General features: G+C 58.7%; 12 protein-coding genes. 8 read left to right on the top strand and 4 right to left on the bottom strand.

Translation table 11 applies throughout. The features are described 5' to 3' along the window. Positions 1-17 precede the first annotated feature (17 nt). The 5 genes from HYZ49_17620 (at position 18) to HYZ49_17600 (ending at position 6,890) form a co-directional block, all read left to right on the top strand. Positions 18-4,127 (top strand): oligosaccharide flippase family protein, encoded by a 4,110-nt coding sequence (locus HYZ49_17620; GenBank protein MBI3244105.1) that lies wholly within the window; start codon positions 18-20, stop codon positions 4,125-4,127. 19 nt (positions 4,128-4,146) lie between these two features. Beyond that, positions 4,147-4,410, top strand: a complete 264-nt coding sequence (locus HYZ49_17615) for a hypothetical protein (GenBank protein MBI3244104.1) — start codon at positions 4,147-4,149, stop codon at positions 4,408-4,410. Further along, positions 4,407-4,850, top strand: a complete 444-nt coding sequence (locus HYZ49_17610) for a PIN domain-containing protein (GenBank protein MBI3244103.1) — start codon at positions 4,407-4,409, stop codon at positions 4,848-4,850. The genes HYZ49_17615 and HYZ49_17610 overlap by 4 nt, the downstream gene beginning before the upstream one ends. 18 nt (positions 4,851-4,868) lie before the next feature. After that, complete coding sequence (gene asnS, locus HYZ49_17605) at positions 4,869-6,206, top strand: asparagine--tRNA ligase (GenBank protein ID MBI3244102.1); 1,338 nt, start codon at positions 4,869-4,871, stop codon at positions 6,204-6,206. A 132-nt stretch (positions 6,207-6,338) separates the two neighbouring features. Then, positions 6,339-6,890, top strand: coding sequence for a DUF4760 domain-containing protein (locus HYZ49_17600; GenBank protein ID MBI3244101.1), 552 nt, complete (start codon positions 6,339-6,341; stop codon positions 6,888-6,890). Positions 6,891-7,058: 168 nt separating this feature from the next. Here HYZ49_17600 and HYZ49_17595 read toward each other — a convergent pair whose 3' ends face one another. Together HYZ49_17595 and HYZ49_17590 are read right to left on the bottom strand one after the other, a co-directional pair. Continuing rightward, complete coding sequence (locus tag HYZ49_17595; protein MBI3244100.1) at positions 7,059-7,397, bottom strand: hypothetical protein; 339 nt, start codon at positions 7,395-7,397, stop codon at positions 7,059-7,061. Positions 7,398-7,457: 60 nt separating this feature from the next. Next, positions 7,458-7,832, bottom strand: coding sequence for a hypothetical protein (locus HYZ49_17590; protein MBI3244099.1), 375 nt, complete (start codon positions 7,830-7,832; stop codon positions 7,458-7,460). A gap of 213 nt (positions 7,833-8,045) precedes the next feature. Between HYZ49_17590 and HYZ49_17585 the strand changes: the two genes are divergently transcribed. The 3 genes from HYZ49_17585 (at position 8,046) to HYZ49_17575 (ending at position 13,840) form a co-directional block, all read left to right on the top strand. Next, positions 8,046-11,180 (top strand): hypothetical protein, encoded by a 3,135-nt coding sequence (locus HYZ49_17585; GenBank protein ID MBI3244098.1) that lies wholly within the window; start codon positions 8,046-8,048, stop codon positions 11,178-11,180. Between the two features lie 72 nt (positions 11,181-11,252). Beyond that, positions 11,253-12,299 carry a galactose oxidase gene (locus HYZ49_17580; protein MBI3244097.1) on the top strand — a complete coding sequence of 349 codons (1,047 nt, stop codon included), beginning with the start codon at positions 11,253-11,255 and terminating at the stop codon, positions 12,297-12,299. Next, positions 12,296-13,840, top strand: coding sequence for a PQQ-dependent sugar dehydrogenase (locus tag HYZ49_17575; GenBank protein MBI3244096.1), 1,545 nt, complete (start codon positions 12,296-12,298; stop codon positions 13,838-13,840). Before HYZ49_17580 ends, HYZ49_17575 begins: the two co-directional genes overlap by 4 nt. A 28-nt stretch (positions 13,841-13,868) precedes the next feature. On the opposite strand, the gene HYZ49_17570 is transcribed toward HYZ49_17575, so the two are convergent. Together HYZ49_17570 and HYZ49_17565 are read right to left on the bottom strand one after the other, a co-directional pair. Next, the gene (locus HYZ49_17570; GenBank protein ID MBI3244095.1) at positions 13,869-14,228 is read right to left on the bottom strand and encodes a pentapeptide repeat-containing protein; all 360 of its coding nucleotides are present in this window, start codon (positions 14,226-14,228) and stop codon (positions 13,869-13,871) included. A 33-nt stretch (positions 14,229-14,261) separates the two neighbouring features. After that, positions 14,262-14,744 carry a peptidylprolyl isomerase gene (locus tag HYZ49_17565; GenBank protein MBI3244094.1) on the bottom strand — a complete coding sequence of 161 codons (483 nt, stop codon included), beginning with the start codon at positions 14,742-14,744 and terminating at the stop codon, positions 14,262-14,264. Between the last annotated feature and the right edge of the window lie 98 nt (positions 14,745-14,842).

Below are 14,842 nucleotides of genomic sequence, written 5' to 3'. Positions count from 1 at the left end.
TTTGATCGCTCTCTGTAATGCCTCGCATCCGTTCCGACCTCCTCGCCGCCCTCGGCTTTCTCATCCTGCCCTTCGTTCTCTTCTGGCCGGTCACGCTCGGCAATCGCACCCTCATTCCAGCAGATAACTTATTCTTCTTCGCGCCGTGGTCTTCTGTTCGTGAGCAGTTCAACGCCCTGCCGCCCGAAACGCCGCACAACGACCTGCCGCTCGACTTACTGCTCGAAAACTATCCCTGGAAGCGCTTCATCGTCAAATCCATTCAAGCCGGTGAACTGCCGCTGTGGAATCCACATCAATTTGCCGGAGCGCCGTTCCTGGCAACCGGGCAACACTCGGCTCTCTATCCGTTCAGCGTTCTCTTTTACATTCCCGGCCTCGACCCGCTTCGCATGTTCGGCTGGTTCATCGTCTCGCAGTTTTTCTTAGCCGGGCTGTTTGCCTACATCTTCCTGCGCGCCCTCGGCCAGAGCCGTGTCGCATCCTTCGCCGGTGGGCTGATCTACGAGTTCAGCCTCTTCATGGTCGTCAGCGTCACCTTCCCGATGATCGTCGCTGGCGCGGTCTGGCTGCCGCTCGTCCTGGCTTGCGTCGAATGGATACTGCGCCAGCAACCGGCGCTCGGCGGGCGGCCCGCCTCCCTGCCCTGGGTTGCCCTCGGCGGCCTCGCCCTCGGTTGCCAAATCCTCGCCGGCCACCCTGAAGTCGTCTACTACACGCTCCTGATCTCTGGCGCTTATTCCATATTTGCTCTGCTAGGAAACGCGTTACATGGCAGGCAAAACACTTCACGTTTGTCGTTTGACGTTTCACGCCTCATTCGCCCTTCCCTTTACCTTTTGGTCATGGTCGCCCTCGGCGTGGCTCTCGGCGCAGTGCAACTCATCCCGCTGGTAGATGTTCTTCAATATAACTTCCGTGTCGGCTCGGCCACACTCGAACAGGTGCGCGGCTGGGGCTACCCGGCGCGGCACATCCTGGCCTTCTTCATCCCCAATGTTTTTGGCAACCCGGCTCACCACAGCTACTTCGATCTATTCACCTGGCAGTGGACACCGGCCACCGTCAACGCCCTCGGCCAGCCCATCACCAAAATTGACTGGGGCCCGCCGATCACCAACTACGTCGAAGGCGGCGCGTACGTTGGAATCCTGCCGATGCTGTTGGCCGCGTTGGGCGTCGTCTCCATCTTTGGGCAAACAGAGCATCGCCAGCAAAAAATATTCTTTACCCTCCTTGCGGCCCTGGCGCTCGCCTTCGCGTTTGGCACACCGCTTTATGCTCTGATCTATTACTTGCCCGGCGTCAACCAGCTTCACTCGCCCTTTCGCTGGGTGTGGCCGTTCAGCCTGTGCATCGCCGCCCTCGCCGGTTTTGGCTTCGACTATCTCTGCGGACGCCAATCTCGTTTGTCGCTCACGCGCCTTTCGTGGGCTGTGCCTGTCGTTTCACGTTTGTCGTATGTCGTTTCACTCCTCACCGGCTTCACCCTCCTCGCCGCCCTTGCCCTCATCCGTCTCAACTTCTCCAGCTTCCAATCTCCAATCTCCAATCTCCTCCACGACCTCGCCCTCGCGGACACCGCCTTTGCCGACGCGCGAATGTTCTTCTCGTATGAAGCTGTGTGGCTGGCGCGACTCGGCGGATTACTGCTGGCCTCAGGTGTGATCCTCTACCTGGCTCGCCGGTCTGGCCGACTCTGGCAGACTCTCGCCGTCGCTCTCATCGCCGTTGACCTGCTCACCGCCAGCGCCGGGTTCAACTCCGCCGCCGACCCGGCCATCCTCAACTACACCCCGCCCGTCGTGGAGTTCCTCAAACAGGACACTTCTCTCTGGCGATTCACCACCTTTGACCCCGAAGGCAAAAAACCCTTCAACGCCAACGCCGGCTGGTTCTACGATTTCTACGATGTGCGCGGCTACGAGTCTGTTATCCCCAAGCAATACGCCGAATACACGGCCCTCATCGAGCCGCAGGGTGAACTGCAATTCAACCGCATCGCCCCAATCTCCAATCTCCAATCGCTAGACTCGCCCCTGCTCGACCTGCTCAACGTCAAATACGTCATTTCGCTGGTTGACATCCCGCTCCCCAAATACAAACTCGTCTATGATGCCGAAGTGAAAGTGTATGAAAATCTTGGCGTCTCGTCGCGCGCCTTCACCCTGCCCGAAGGTTGCGCCCTCGCCGACAACTTTGCCACCGCCGTTCAACAATACGACCCGCGCCACTTCGTCATCTTCGACCCACAACCCAACCACCTAACCACCCAACCCTCTCTCCCCATCTCCTCCTGCAATCCTGTTCCCGCCGACATCATCGCTTACGGCATCAACGAAGTCACCGTCAACATCGGCCCGGTCGAGCCGTCTTATCTCATCCTGGCCGACTCTTACACGAAAGACTGGCGGGCCTTCCTCCGCCCGGTTGACGCGGATGAAAAACAGGAGCAGGAAGTCCAGCTCTACAAAGTCAACGGCAACTTTCGCGCCGTGAAGCTGGATGCAACTCAAAGCGGCTGGACGATTCGCTTCAAATACAGCCCCAACTCAGTGAAGTTCGGCGGCTTCACCTCGGCCATTGCCGGGCTGGCCCTGGCTCTGGCCGTTGGCATGTGGCTGTGGCGCTATTTCTACCGCGAGAGCGCCGAAGACTCCACCGCCCGCCGCGTCGCCAAGAACAGCATTGCGCCGATGGCGCTCACGCTGATGAACCGGGCCATTGACCTGGTCTTCGCCGCTTTCATGTTGCGCCTGCTGGGGCCGGGCGATGCCGGCAAATACTACTTCGCCGGCGTGCTCATCACCTGGTTCGAAATCTGGACGAACTTCGGCCTCAACACTTACCTCACCCGTGAGGTGGCCCGCGACCGCGCTCACGCCAACCGTTACCTCTCAAACACCACCATCTTGCGCTTCAGCCTCGGCGCGCTTTCATTTCCGGTGCTGGCTCTGGTCATGCTTTTGCTGTCGCGCTTCTCCACGCTCGACGGCGACACATCGCTGGCAATCATCTTGCTGGCCATTGGCCTTGCGCCCTCGTCCATTTCCACCGGCCTCACCGCCCTCTTCTACTCTTACGAGAAAGCGGAATATCCGGCGGCCATTACCACGCTCACCACCCTGCTCAAGGTGACGTTCGGCGCGCTGGCGTTACTGCTCGGCTACAGTTTCGTCGGTCTGGCCGCTGTGAGTATTCTGGTCAACACCGTCACCATGATCATCCTCGGCGTGCTGGTTGCCCGGCTGTTCTTCAGGCCGCGCTTCGAGTTTGAGTCGCCGCTTCAGCGCACCATGCTCCGCGAGTCGTGGCCGCTGATGATCAACCACTTGCTGGCGACACTGTTCTTCAAAGTGGACGTGACCCTGCTCAAGCCCATTCGCGGCGACGTGGAAGTGGGCTGGTACAGCACCGCCTACAAATTCATCGAAGCCTACAACATCATCCCCTCGTTCTTCACCTTTGCCCTCTTTCCGGTGATGAGCCGCCAAGCTAACGAAGACCGCCCCGCCCTCGTCCGGTCGTATCAGTTGGCGGTCAAACTTTTAGTGACGGTCGCCCTGCCAGTGGCCGTCGTCACCACCTTCCTGTCGTCGATCCTAATCGGCGTTCTGGCCGGGAATGATTATCTGCCGTACGGCGGGATCGCCCTCACCCTCATGGTCTGGTCAATTCCGGTCGGCTGGATCAACAGCGTGACCAACTACGTGCTGATCGCCATCGGCCAGCAACGCGCCCTCACTCGCGCCTTCATCATCGGCCTGACCTTCAACGTCGTCGCCAACCTGATCTTCCTGCCGATCTATGGGTATCCTGCCGCCGCCATCATCACCATTCTCTCGGAGATCGTCGAAGGCCTGCCGTTCTACATCACCCTCCACCGGACTCTGGCGCCCATTCCCTGGTTTAACATTTTGTGGCGGCCAGCCCTGAGCGCAACGGTCATGTTTGGTGTGACCTGGGCCGGGTGGCAAATTCACCCTCTGCTTGGACTCGCGTTGGGCGGCATCCTCTACGTTGGGCTGATTTTGGGGCTGAGGGCGTTCAATGGTGACGAACAGGCGCAATTGATCAGCGTTCTGCCGTCAGGAATGCGGGCGCGGTTGGGAGCAGTGATAAAATAAGCACTCAGGAGAAATTGCCATGTCTACTTCTACAGCCATCACGATTGAAAAACTGGGAAGCGATCTGAAAGGTTTGCTTAGCCGTCTTCGTCTCGGCGAAACCATCACACTTGTTACGCCCGACGGCGCGCCAGCAGCTATCTTGATCTCCCTTAAGCCAGCGCCTGTTCAACCACCTGCTCCTGACTGGCTCCTGAAATGGGAAACGCTAGCCGAAGAAATCAGCCAGGCCTGGAAAAGTGACAAAAGCGCGATCGAAACCTTGACGGAAATGCGGCGATGAACTACGTAATAGATGCCAGTGTTTTTGTCGCCGCGGCTCGAACTGCCGAAACACACTACGCTGTCAGCGTAGAATTCCTGCGGCAAGCACAGGAACCGAATACAGTCATTGTCTGCCCAACTCTGGTCCTGGCAGAATGTTCAGCCGCCATTGCCAGGCCGACCGGAAATCCAGCACTAGCGGAAGCGCTTGTCGCCTTGATTGAAAATTTTCAGGGGCTGAACCTGGCGACTCTCACTACGCCCCTTGCCCGTCAGGCAGCAACCATTGCCGCAACTCACCTTCTGAGAGGCGCGGATTCCGTCTATGTTGCCGTTGCCCAAGAATTTGACGCCATACTGATTACGTGGGACGACGAAATGTTGAATCGCGGCGCGGCAGTTGTTTCGACAATGACTCCATCAACGTGGCTCGATACCTACAAAGCCAAAGCTTCATAAATTACCTGGAGAACCTCTTTGACTACCATCATTCGCATCCAAGACATCGCCGCCCACGCGGGCGAGACCGTGACTCTGCAAGGCTGGCTCTACGCCCGCACCGACAAGGGCAAGTTGCAATTCCTGCAAGTGCGCGACGGAACCGGCGTCGTGCAGTGCGTCGTGTTCAAGAAAGATGTATCGGAGGACGTGTTCAACGCGGCCGCCAAACTAACTCAAGAGTCGTCGGTGGAAGTGACGGGCACGGTGCGAGCCGAGCCGCGCGCCCCCGGCACACCCGGCGGCTTCGAACTCGGTGTGGCCGACGCGCGCGTGGGACAGGTCGCCCACGAGTACCCCATCTCGCCCAAAGATCACGGCGTCGAATTTTTGATGGACTGGCGGCACTTATGGATTCGCTCGTCGCGCCAGTGGGCCATCCTGCGAATCCGGGCCACCATCATGCGCGCCATCCGCGAGTGGCTGGACACGAATGGCTTTCTGGAAATGTCCACCCCGATCATCACCCCGTCGGCGGCGGAGGGCACCAGCACCCTGTTTGAGATTGATTACTTCGGGGAGAGCGCCTACCTGGCCCAGACCGGCCAACTTTATAACGAAGCCAACATCGGCGCGTTCGGCAAAGTCTATTGCTTCGGCCCCACCTTCCGCGCCGAAAAGTCCAAGACCCGCCGCCACCTCACTGAATTCTGGATGGTCGAACCTGAGATTGCCTATTGCGATTTAGATCAGTTATTAGTGATTGAAGAAAATTTTGTGTCGCACATCGTGCAGACTTGCCTGCGCGAGCGAGCCGCCGAACTCAAGGCGCTGGGCCGCGACACCAGCGTTCTCGAAAAGATGGTTCCGCCCTTCCCGCGCATCACTTACGACGAAGCCGTCGAACGGTTGAAGAAACTCGCCGCCGAAGAGACCGACCCGGAAAAGAAAGAGTTGTTGAAAATTGAATGGGGCGACGACTTTGGCTCGCCGCACGAGACCGAGCTAACCAGGCAATTCGAGAAGCCGGTGTTCGTCGTCGGCTACCCAACGGCAATAAAGGCCTTTTACATGGAACCGTGGCCGGGCCGCCCCGAAGTGTGCAAGTCGGCTGATTTGCTCGCGCCCGAAGGCTACGGCGAAATCATCGGCGGCTCGGAGCGCATCTCCGATCACGACACCCTGCTCCAGCGCATCCACGATCACAAACTGCCGGTTGAGAACTATAAATGGTATCTCGACCTGCGGAAGTATGGAACCGTGCCCCACTCCGGCTTCGGCCTGGGCGTGGAGCGCACCGTGGCCTGGATTTGCGGCACGGAGCATATCCGGGAGACGAACCCGTTTCCGAGGATGCTACAGAGGAATTACCCGTAAATTACAGAGACGACCCTTGAGGTCGTCTCTGTTTTCAATCTCGTTCTATAATCCCCATAAGACTTTGATGTGCCCGGTAACCCTATGGGCTGGCGTTAGCCTCTTTCCAGCAACCCTCATGCCAGGTGAAATATGCTACAACTGCTAACAGATATTGCAAGGCTTTTACAGCCGATCCAACCGATCATTCAGGCAGTTCAGTCGATTGTTGAAATGTCGTTATTGATCTTTGCATTTATATTTGCAAGAGAACTTCGCGAGTCGATCAATGCTCGATATTTAGATGGCATGAAATTTGTCAGAGACTTAATAGCGACTGAGCAAGCAGCCAACAATCGCAAATGGGTGTACCAAGAGTTAGAGAAAGCTGTCAGACCTCTTTCACCAGAAAATACCGAAAAGCTACATGCCATCTGTAGAGATTTTGACAACATCGGGCTGTTGTGCCGTCATAAACTACTCCCCGCGAATATCGTTGCAGAAACGTACAATCGGAACATCTTAGACATGTGGAAGCGGCTCAAACCATTCATTCTCGGATGGAGACAGATGTTAGGTGATGAGGATTACTACGCTGAGTTTGAGTGGCTTGCTAGTAAGGCAAGCAAGGCAGAAAAACGACTCGCTAATAAACGGCGCATAAAACGTCTGTTTTCTAATCCGCTGAAGAATTCTCTTCGATAGCGCATGCCTAAGAAGAAGCCAGCCCCGCCTAAGCCAAAAGCCAAGCGTCGCCCACCAAAGCCTCCCGGTTATTGGAACGACTTCGCCAATCTTGAGCGAGAACTGCGCTCCTTCATTGCCGAACATGACACGGGTAGTGTCATGCCGACTGTAGAGAAGTTGATCTCTTCAGGGCGTGTAGATCTGATTAGTGCAATTGGCAAGCACGGCAGCTTTCCGGCTGTAGCCAAGAAGCTTGGTCTTGAGCGACCCAATGCCCATAGATCTAAAGGTCACTGGAGCGATTTCAAAAACGTTGAAGAAGAACTGCGGATATTCATCGCTGAACAGGGTGTCAGTGATGTCATGCCAACCAACCGCAAACTCCGCGATGCAGGGCATGGCAGTTTGGCTGCAGCGATTCGCCAGCATGGTGGCTTTGCGGCTGTAGCCAAGCAACTGGGTCTGGAACGCCCACACGCCAATAAACCAGCAGGCTATTGGGATGAATTTGCGAATCTTGAGCAAGAGTTACGCGCTTTTATCACTGAACATGGCACGGACGGCAACATGCCAACCCAGGCCGAGCTAGCTACTGAGAAGCGTTTTGATTTGAATGCGGCGATTGGTAGGCATGGTGACTTTCAAACGGTAGCTGAGCGACTTGGCTTGAAGCGCCCAAGCGCCCACAAACCTATGGGCTACTGGGACGATTTCGCGAATGTCGAACGAGGGTTGCGAGCTTTTATCGCTGAGTACGGTACAAATGGCATCATGCCAACCTATATCCAGTTGACTGACACCGATCATAGACACTTGGCTGATGCAATTTATAGGCATGGTGGCTTTTCGGCTGTAGCGAAGCGGCTTCGACTGGAACGGCCAGACACTCGCAAGCACAAAGGTTATTGGGATGAATTTGAGAATGTCGAAAGGGAACTCAGAGCCTTTATTGCCAAGCATGGCACGGCAGGCATCATGCCAACTGAACCCGAAATGATCGCTTCAGGATATAGCAGGTTGGTTGGTGGAATTAGCAAGCAAGGCGGCTTTCCGGCTGTGGCAAAGCGGCTTGGGTTACAGCGTACTCACGTATCACCAGGTTACTGGGAGAATTTTACGAATGTTGAGATGGAACTACGCGCCTTTATCGCTGAGCACAGCATAGATGGTGTTATGCCAACTGCCCGAGAATTGACCATTTCGGGCCGTGATGATCTAGCAAATGCGATCCGCAAGCACGGCGGCATACCAGTTGTAGCTGAAAGGCTTGGTCTGGAACAGACCAATAAGCCAACAGGCTATTGGAGCGATTTCGCGAACGTCGAACGGGAACTGCTCACCTTCATTACAAAACAGGGTAAAAATGGCATCATGCCATTGGTACGTGAATTAATTGCTGAACAGAGACACGACTTAATAAGTGCAATTGGCAGATATGGTGGTTTCTCAGCTATCGCTCACCGCCTCGGTCTTGCTTACATTGGCTACGAAATCATCACCCCTCGCACCGCCTCCTCCGTCGAAAAAACTGCCCGCGCCCTTCAACCCCTCGCCGAGTCCAACCTCCTCAGCCCCGCCCAAGTCATGGTCATCCTGCGGCGGGCGGGGCTGTTGGAGTTTCGCAATCAGCGCGTTGTCAAGTTGGGCGCGAGTCTGGCGCGTGGCGATCACGCCGAGATCGAGTCGGCCCTTGCCAATTTGGTGAGCGGGGGCGAAGAGATTGCGACTGAGACCGTCGCCCTTGAAGAGCGCGACGACCTCACGGCGGCGGAGGCCGAGGCGTTGTTGGGCGAGGGGCTGGGGATGGGCGAGAGTTCAACTCTCGCCCCAACCCTGCTGACCCCTACCGCGCCCGACACGGAAGGCGAGCAGGCCATCATTCGCGGCCTCTCGGCGCTGGGCGAACTGCGCTTGCCGTTGGACGAAGTGTTGAGTCTGCTCACCTCGAAAATCCTGTGGCAAGAATTTTACAAGCGGCTGTATGCCTGGTACGGCTCGCTCGACGCCACCCAAACCGTCACCGCCGACGATGTCGAGGCCGCCATCCTCGCCGCCTATCCCGAACACACGGCCAACGAATTTGTGGCCGAGGCCTCGGCGCTGTTCACGCTTGAAGTAGAACAGGCGGTGAACTTTGCGGCGGCCTTGCCGGATTACGGCTGGCGCGGCCCGCGCTTGCGACTGCATCAGGCCGATGCGGCTCGGAGGATGGCGGATGTTTTGGGTGCCGGGCGACTGGAAGTCGCCGCAACAGAAGCGCGAAGCCTGCCTTCGCAGGCTAAACCCGAGTCGGCGGAGGCCGACTTTGTGCCTCTCGTTGGTGGGCGCGAAGCGTCTAACCGCCACTTCCTCCTCAACGCCGACGACCCCGGCATGGGCAAATCGGCCTCGTTCCTCGCGGCGGTGGCGGCGTCCGGGATTCGCAATATCGTGATCGTCGCGCCCAAAACAGTGGCCGACGATACTTGGTGCGGCCCACGCGGCGAAATCAAGACTCGCTTGCCGCAGGCTCGTATCACACGAGGCCTCGAACGAACCCTCGCCGACCTGCCTGCTTCACGCCTGACGTTTTACGTTCTGCACTACGAAGAACTGCTAAACGAAGATGCTGTCGCCGCCCTGGCCGAAAGGCCGTTCGATTGCCTGTGCCTCGACGAGATTCACTTCATCAAGCAACGGGCCGGGCAAGACCTCACCCGCCGCCGGGAGGCGCTGGAAAAACTGCGCGCCTCAGCCCGGGCCGCCATTGGCCTGACCGGCACGCCGCTGGTCAACGAACTGGCCGAGCCGATGTCGCTCCTGCAAACCCTCAGCCAGCACGCGCCGCAGTTCGATCATTCGCGCCTGAGCAGTCGCCGCCTGCGCGACATCGCCGATGTCTTCGAGGCCTTGCTTCCACACGTCGTGCGCCGCCGCAAGCGCGAAGTGCTTTTGCACCTGCCCGGCTGTGAAGTGCGAACGGTGGATATTCCCCTGCCGCTCGACCTCGACGCACAAATGCTGGAGATTTACGGCTGGCCCAGATCGCAAGCCTCGCACGCATTGGTCGAACTCCGCAAACTCGCCGCCGAGGCCAAACTGCCCTACCTGCTTCAGCGGGCGCAGGCGGCGCGGAAACTACTCATTCTCACCTACCTCACCGACGATGTCTCCGAGAAAATCGCCGCCTACCTCGAGGAGTTCCTCCCCGGTCAAATTGCCCACATCAACGGTTTGATCCACAAGAACGAGCGCCAAACACTGCTCGACTCGTTTCGTTCGCCAGACGGAGCGCGGGTTTTGGTAGGGACAATCGGGACGATTGGCGTAGGGCTGACTCTGTTCGATCCCAAGCAGGCCGACACGGCCAACGAAATCATCTTCGCCGACTTGCCCTACACCTGGGCCGAGTTTGAGCAGGGGCTGGCCCGCTTGCACCGCGAGGGCCAAAAGAAAATCGTGCGGGTGGACGTTCTGCACACCACGACGATGGCGACCCTGCGCGATGGCTCGGCTCATCACACCCTTGACGAGCGCATCTGGGCGCTGATCGAGGGCAAACGCGAACTGTCAGATGTGGCGATTGACGGCAAGTACGACACGACCGATGCCGCCGACAAAGTGCAGAAGGCCCTGCGCCGCTGGCTCAAGCAAGCCCGCGAGATCGGGGTCGAGCCGCTGGCAGTGGAGCGCCGCCCCGAAACGCAGAGCGAGGCGCAGAAATGGCGCGGCGAGATCGGGCGGTTGCGCGGCCTCAGCGCCGCCCGCGCCGACGAAGTTTTTGCCGACCCGGACTACACCCGCCAATTCCTGGCCCACCTCGAAACGTCCACTGCCGCCAAACTGTCGCATCAATGGCTGCGCGGTCGGCTCACGCCCCTCATGCGGCCCGACCTGGCCGTGGTAGACATGGGTTGTGGCCTCAACCGCTTTGCCGACTTGCCTTGCCACGTTACCGGGCTGGATCGGCACGACCGCCCCGGCCAACTGCGCGGCAAAATGGAAAACCCGCCGCTACCCGACAAGTCGGCGGATGTGCTGATTTACAGCCTCTCGCTTTACGGCCCGGCGGCTGATCTCAAAAGCTATTTCACCCATGCCGCGCGTATCCTGCAGGGCGGCGGGCACCTGTTCATCGTCGAACCGGACTCGGCTTTCACGCCCGAAGGCCTGGCCCGCTTTGTGGACGGTTTGCGTCAATTCGGTTTTGAGTTGGTGGGAACAGTGAAAGAGTTGCGCGGCGAGGATGGCACACTGCTCAAGGCGTTGCACTTGACTCTCACTGGCGACATGGGCGATCCGCCGGTGTCTTTGTTTGAGCGAAAGTAGCCTATGGCTTCATCAAAAACCGGTATACTTGCCCAGCGTATCAATAAGCTCAAATGATGAGGGACAAAATTAATGAAGTTCTCAAGAATTCAGATTACAGGCGTGATAGCGGCGATTCTCATCGTCGCTACTCTAGCAATTTACGCCGGCCCACGAGCCGCAAGCCGGCTACAGGCCCAGTTTACACCGGGCAAAGTGTGCGATATAGATTCGACTTCAACCGTTGGCGGCTCGTGGTCGCCGGGCCGTGACTTGCCGCTGGCGCGCGGCGAAACGGAAGTGGCTGTGTTGAACGGCCTCATCTACGTGCCGGGCGGCTTATTGGCCGACTGGCAGGTCTCACCTCAGTTCGACGTTTACAACCCGGCGACGGATTCCTGGCAGACGCTGGCCCCCCTGCCCAAAGGTCTGCATCACGTAGGCGTGGATGTGATTGACGGCCTCATCTACGTCAGCGGCGGCTACTCCGTCGAATTCTTTCCCAACGTCAACGGCCTCTGGGTCTACAATCCCAAAACGAACGAGTGGAAACAATTGGCCGACATGCCCGGCCATCGCGCCGCGCAGGCTATGGTTGCCATCAACGGCAAGCTCTACGTAGCCGGCGGCGACGCGCCCGACTGGGAAAACCCGATCGAAGTCTGGGCCTACGACCCGGCCACGAACACCTGGGACGCCTCGCTGGCCCCGCTCTCCGGCCCGCGCGATCACGTGAAGGGCGTGGCCGTGGACGGCAAGCTCTATCTCTTTGGCGGGCGCTGGAAGCACAGCGCCAACTACGCCTCCGTTGACGTTTACGACCCGGCCACAAATACCTGGACGCATAAACAAGACATGCCCACGCCCCGCAGTGGATTTGCCGTGACGGTACTCGACGGCAAAGTCCACATCCTCGGCGGCGAGAACTACCCTCAGCTTTGCGTTTACGCCCAGCACGAAGTCTACGACCCGGCCACCGATAGCTGGTCGTCCTGGCCGGCCCTGCCCACTCCGCGTCATGGCGTCGCCGCCGCTGTGGCGAATGACAAACTGTACGTGATCTCCGGCGCGACCGGCTCCGGCCCACAAACGCGATTCACCCTGAGCGGCGCTGTCGAAATTTTCACTCCAGATAAATGAGAAGCCCGATCCCAACTCGATGGTGGCCCCGCCTCGGGGTGGCCGGCATTGGGTTGATTGTTCTGGCTCTGGCCGGGGTGGGCGCGGTCACAGTTGCCCGTTGGATGATCCGGCAACTCTCCAGCCCGGCCCCGGCGACCAACACCATCCGGGTTCCGCCGGGTTTTGCCATAGCGTCCTTCGCCGAGCCGCGCGACATTCACCTGCCTACGGCCATTCTCTTTGGGCCGGATGAGAATCTCTACCTTCTCACGCTGGAAGGCGACATCTTTCAATTTGAAGATAAAGACGGCAATACTGACGCTGAAGCCATGCGGCAGGTATTTGACGGCAGTGAGCACAAAGTCACTCACGCTGTTGGCCTGGCCTTTCACGACGGCAAGCTCTATCTTTCCGACAGTGGCCGCATTAGCGTGTTGAGCGACGACGATGGCGATGGCGACTACGATACACTCACGCCCGTCGTCACCGGGCTGGTCTCTTTGCGCTATCCCGATCACTCCAACAACGGCATCGCCTTTGGGCCGGACGGCAAGTTGTATGTGGGCGTCGGCTCCACCACCGATCACGGCCCGATCACCGATCCGATGGAAGCTTCGGTGCTGCGCCTGAACGCCGACGGCAGTGATCTGCAAGTCTTCGCCGCCGGCTTTCGCAACCCTTACGATCTCACCTTCTCGCCCGAAGGCGATCTCTTCACCGCCGACAACAACCCCAGCAAATTTGATCGGACGCTACGCTCGCTGGTTCCCGAAGAACTGAACCTGGTGCAACAGGGCCGCCACTACGGTTTCCCCGACGTGTACGGGAAACCGCCACTCGGGGCAACGTCCGCCGCCCCCATCACCGAGTTCTATCCCTCGGTCGGCTCGGCCGGGCTGATTTACTATGCAGGCAGGCAGTTTCCAGAAGCTTATCAAAACGCCGTCTACGTGGCGCTGTGGGGCACGGGCGCGCAGGTCGCGCTGGATCGGCAAATCACCAACGGCCAAATGGTTGTCGTCGTGCCGCTGAGGCGCGGCGACGATGGCGCGCTTCACGGCGAGTGGGAGCCGTTTGCCCGCTTCAACACCGGGACGAACTTTCGCCCCATTGATGTGACGGTTGGCCCGGATGAGGCTCTCTACATCCTGGAATGGCAAACAGGCGCTGTCTATCGGGTTGCCTACGTGGGTGAAACTGTGACCGCCGAATCGGCGACGGCCACTGCCGAGCCGCTACCTGCGTTTTCGCCGGAACAAGTGGCGGCGGGCGAGGCGTTGTATCGCAACGGGGCCGCCGGAGCGCCGCCCTGTCTCACCTGCCACCTGCTGGACGACCGGGCCGGGCTGGGGCCGTCGCTGGTCGGGCTGAGGGACGTTGCCCATCAGCGCGTTCAAGGATTGAGCGCCGTCGAATATGTCCGCCAATCCATTCTGCGCCCGAACGATTACATTGTGCCCAACTACAACTCCGACTACATGTACCAAAACTATGGCGATGTTTTGACGGAGGCCGAGATTGAATCGCTGATCGCCTTCGTTTTCTCGCTTTCCAAATAAAAAGAGACGACCCGGCGGGCCGTCTCTACTACTCGTGCTTGGTGCCGTCAGGCATCGTGGCCCCAGTCATTGTTGTCCCGGTCATCTTGGTGCGCGATAAATTGGCATGCGTCAGATTCGCGCCTTTCAGGTTGGCTCCGGTCAGGTCGGCTTCTTGCAAGTCGGCGTAGGTCAGGTTTGCGCCGGCCAGGTCGGCGTTCCGCAGGTCGGCCTCAGCCAGGTTAGCCGCCGTCAAATTTGCTCCAGTCAGAATGGCATATTCCAAATGCGCCCCGCTCAGTCTGAGGCCGGTCAAATTTAGCCCGCTGAGATCCACGCCCGCCAGGCGTGGACGCTCCCCAGCGCCGATCAACGCCAGTATCAATTCCACGCGTGTTATCTCTGCCATAGCCGATTCTCCTTAGCCCATTTGCCTGTTCGCCTAACTCTCCGAGATTGTCACACTCTGGATCACGTCGCCTGAAAAATCGGGGGCGGTGTTGGGATCGCGGCGGGTGATGCCGTTGACCACTTCCATCCCTTCAGTCACCTGGCCAAATATTGTGTAGCCGCCATCAAGCGACGGCGTCTCCTGGAAAGTGATGAAGAACTGGCTGCCGTTGGTGTCGCGCCCGGCGTTGGCCATCGCCACCACACCCGCCTTGTCGAACTTCAGATCGCTGTCTTCGTTGACGAACTCATACCCCGGCCCGCCGCCGCCTGTGCCGGTCGGGTCGCCGCCCTGAGCCATGAAGCCTTCGAGCACCCGGTGGAAGGTCACACAATTGAAGTAACCGTCGCGCGCCAGAAAGACAAAACTGTTGACGGTGATGGGCGCTTTATCAGGATAGAGTTGAACGACGAACTCGCCGCCCTTAGCCATTTTGAAGGTGGCGGTGTAGTTCTTCGCCGGGTCAACCGTCATTTCCGGGGCCGAGGCATATTGCTTGGATGTTGGGCCGTTGGAGCAATCCGTAGCGCCGGCGCTGGCGCTAACGCTGGTGGCGGCGCTGGTGGTGGGCG

It is taken from the genome of Chloroflexota bacterium (assembly GCA_016197225.1).
Taxonomy (GTDB): domain Bacteria; phylum Chloroflexota; class Anaerolineae; order Anaerolineales; family VGOW01; genus VGOW01.
The sequence above is the reverse complement of the archived record's forward strand: the minus strand, read 5'-3'. Positions and strand labels throughout refer to the sequence as shown.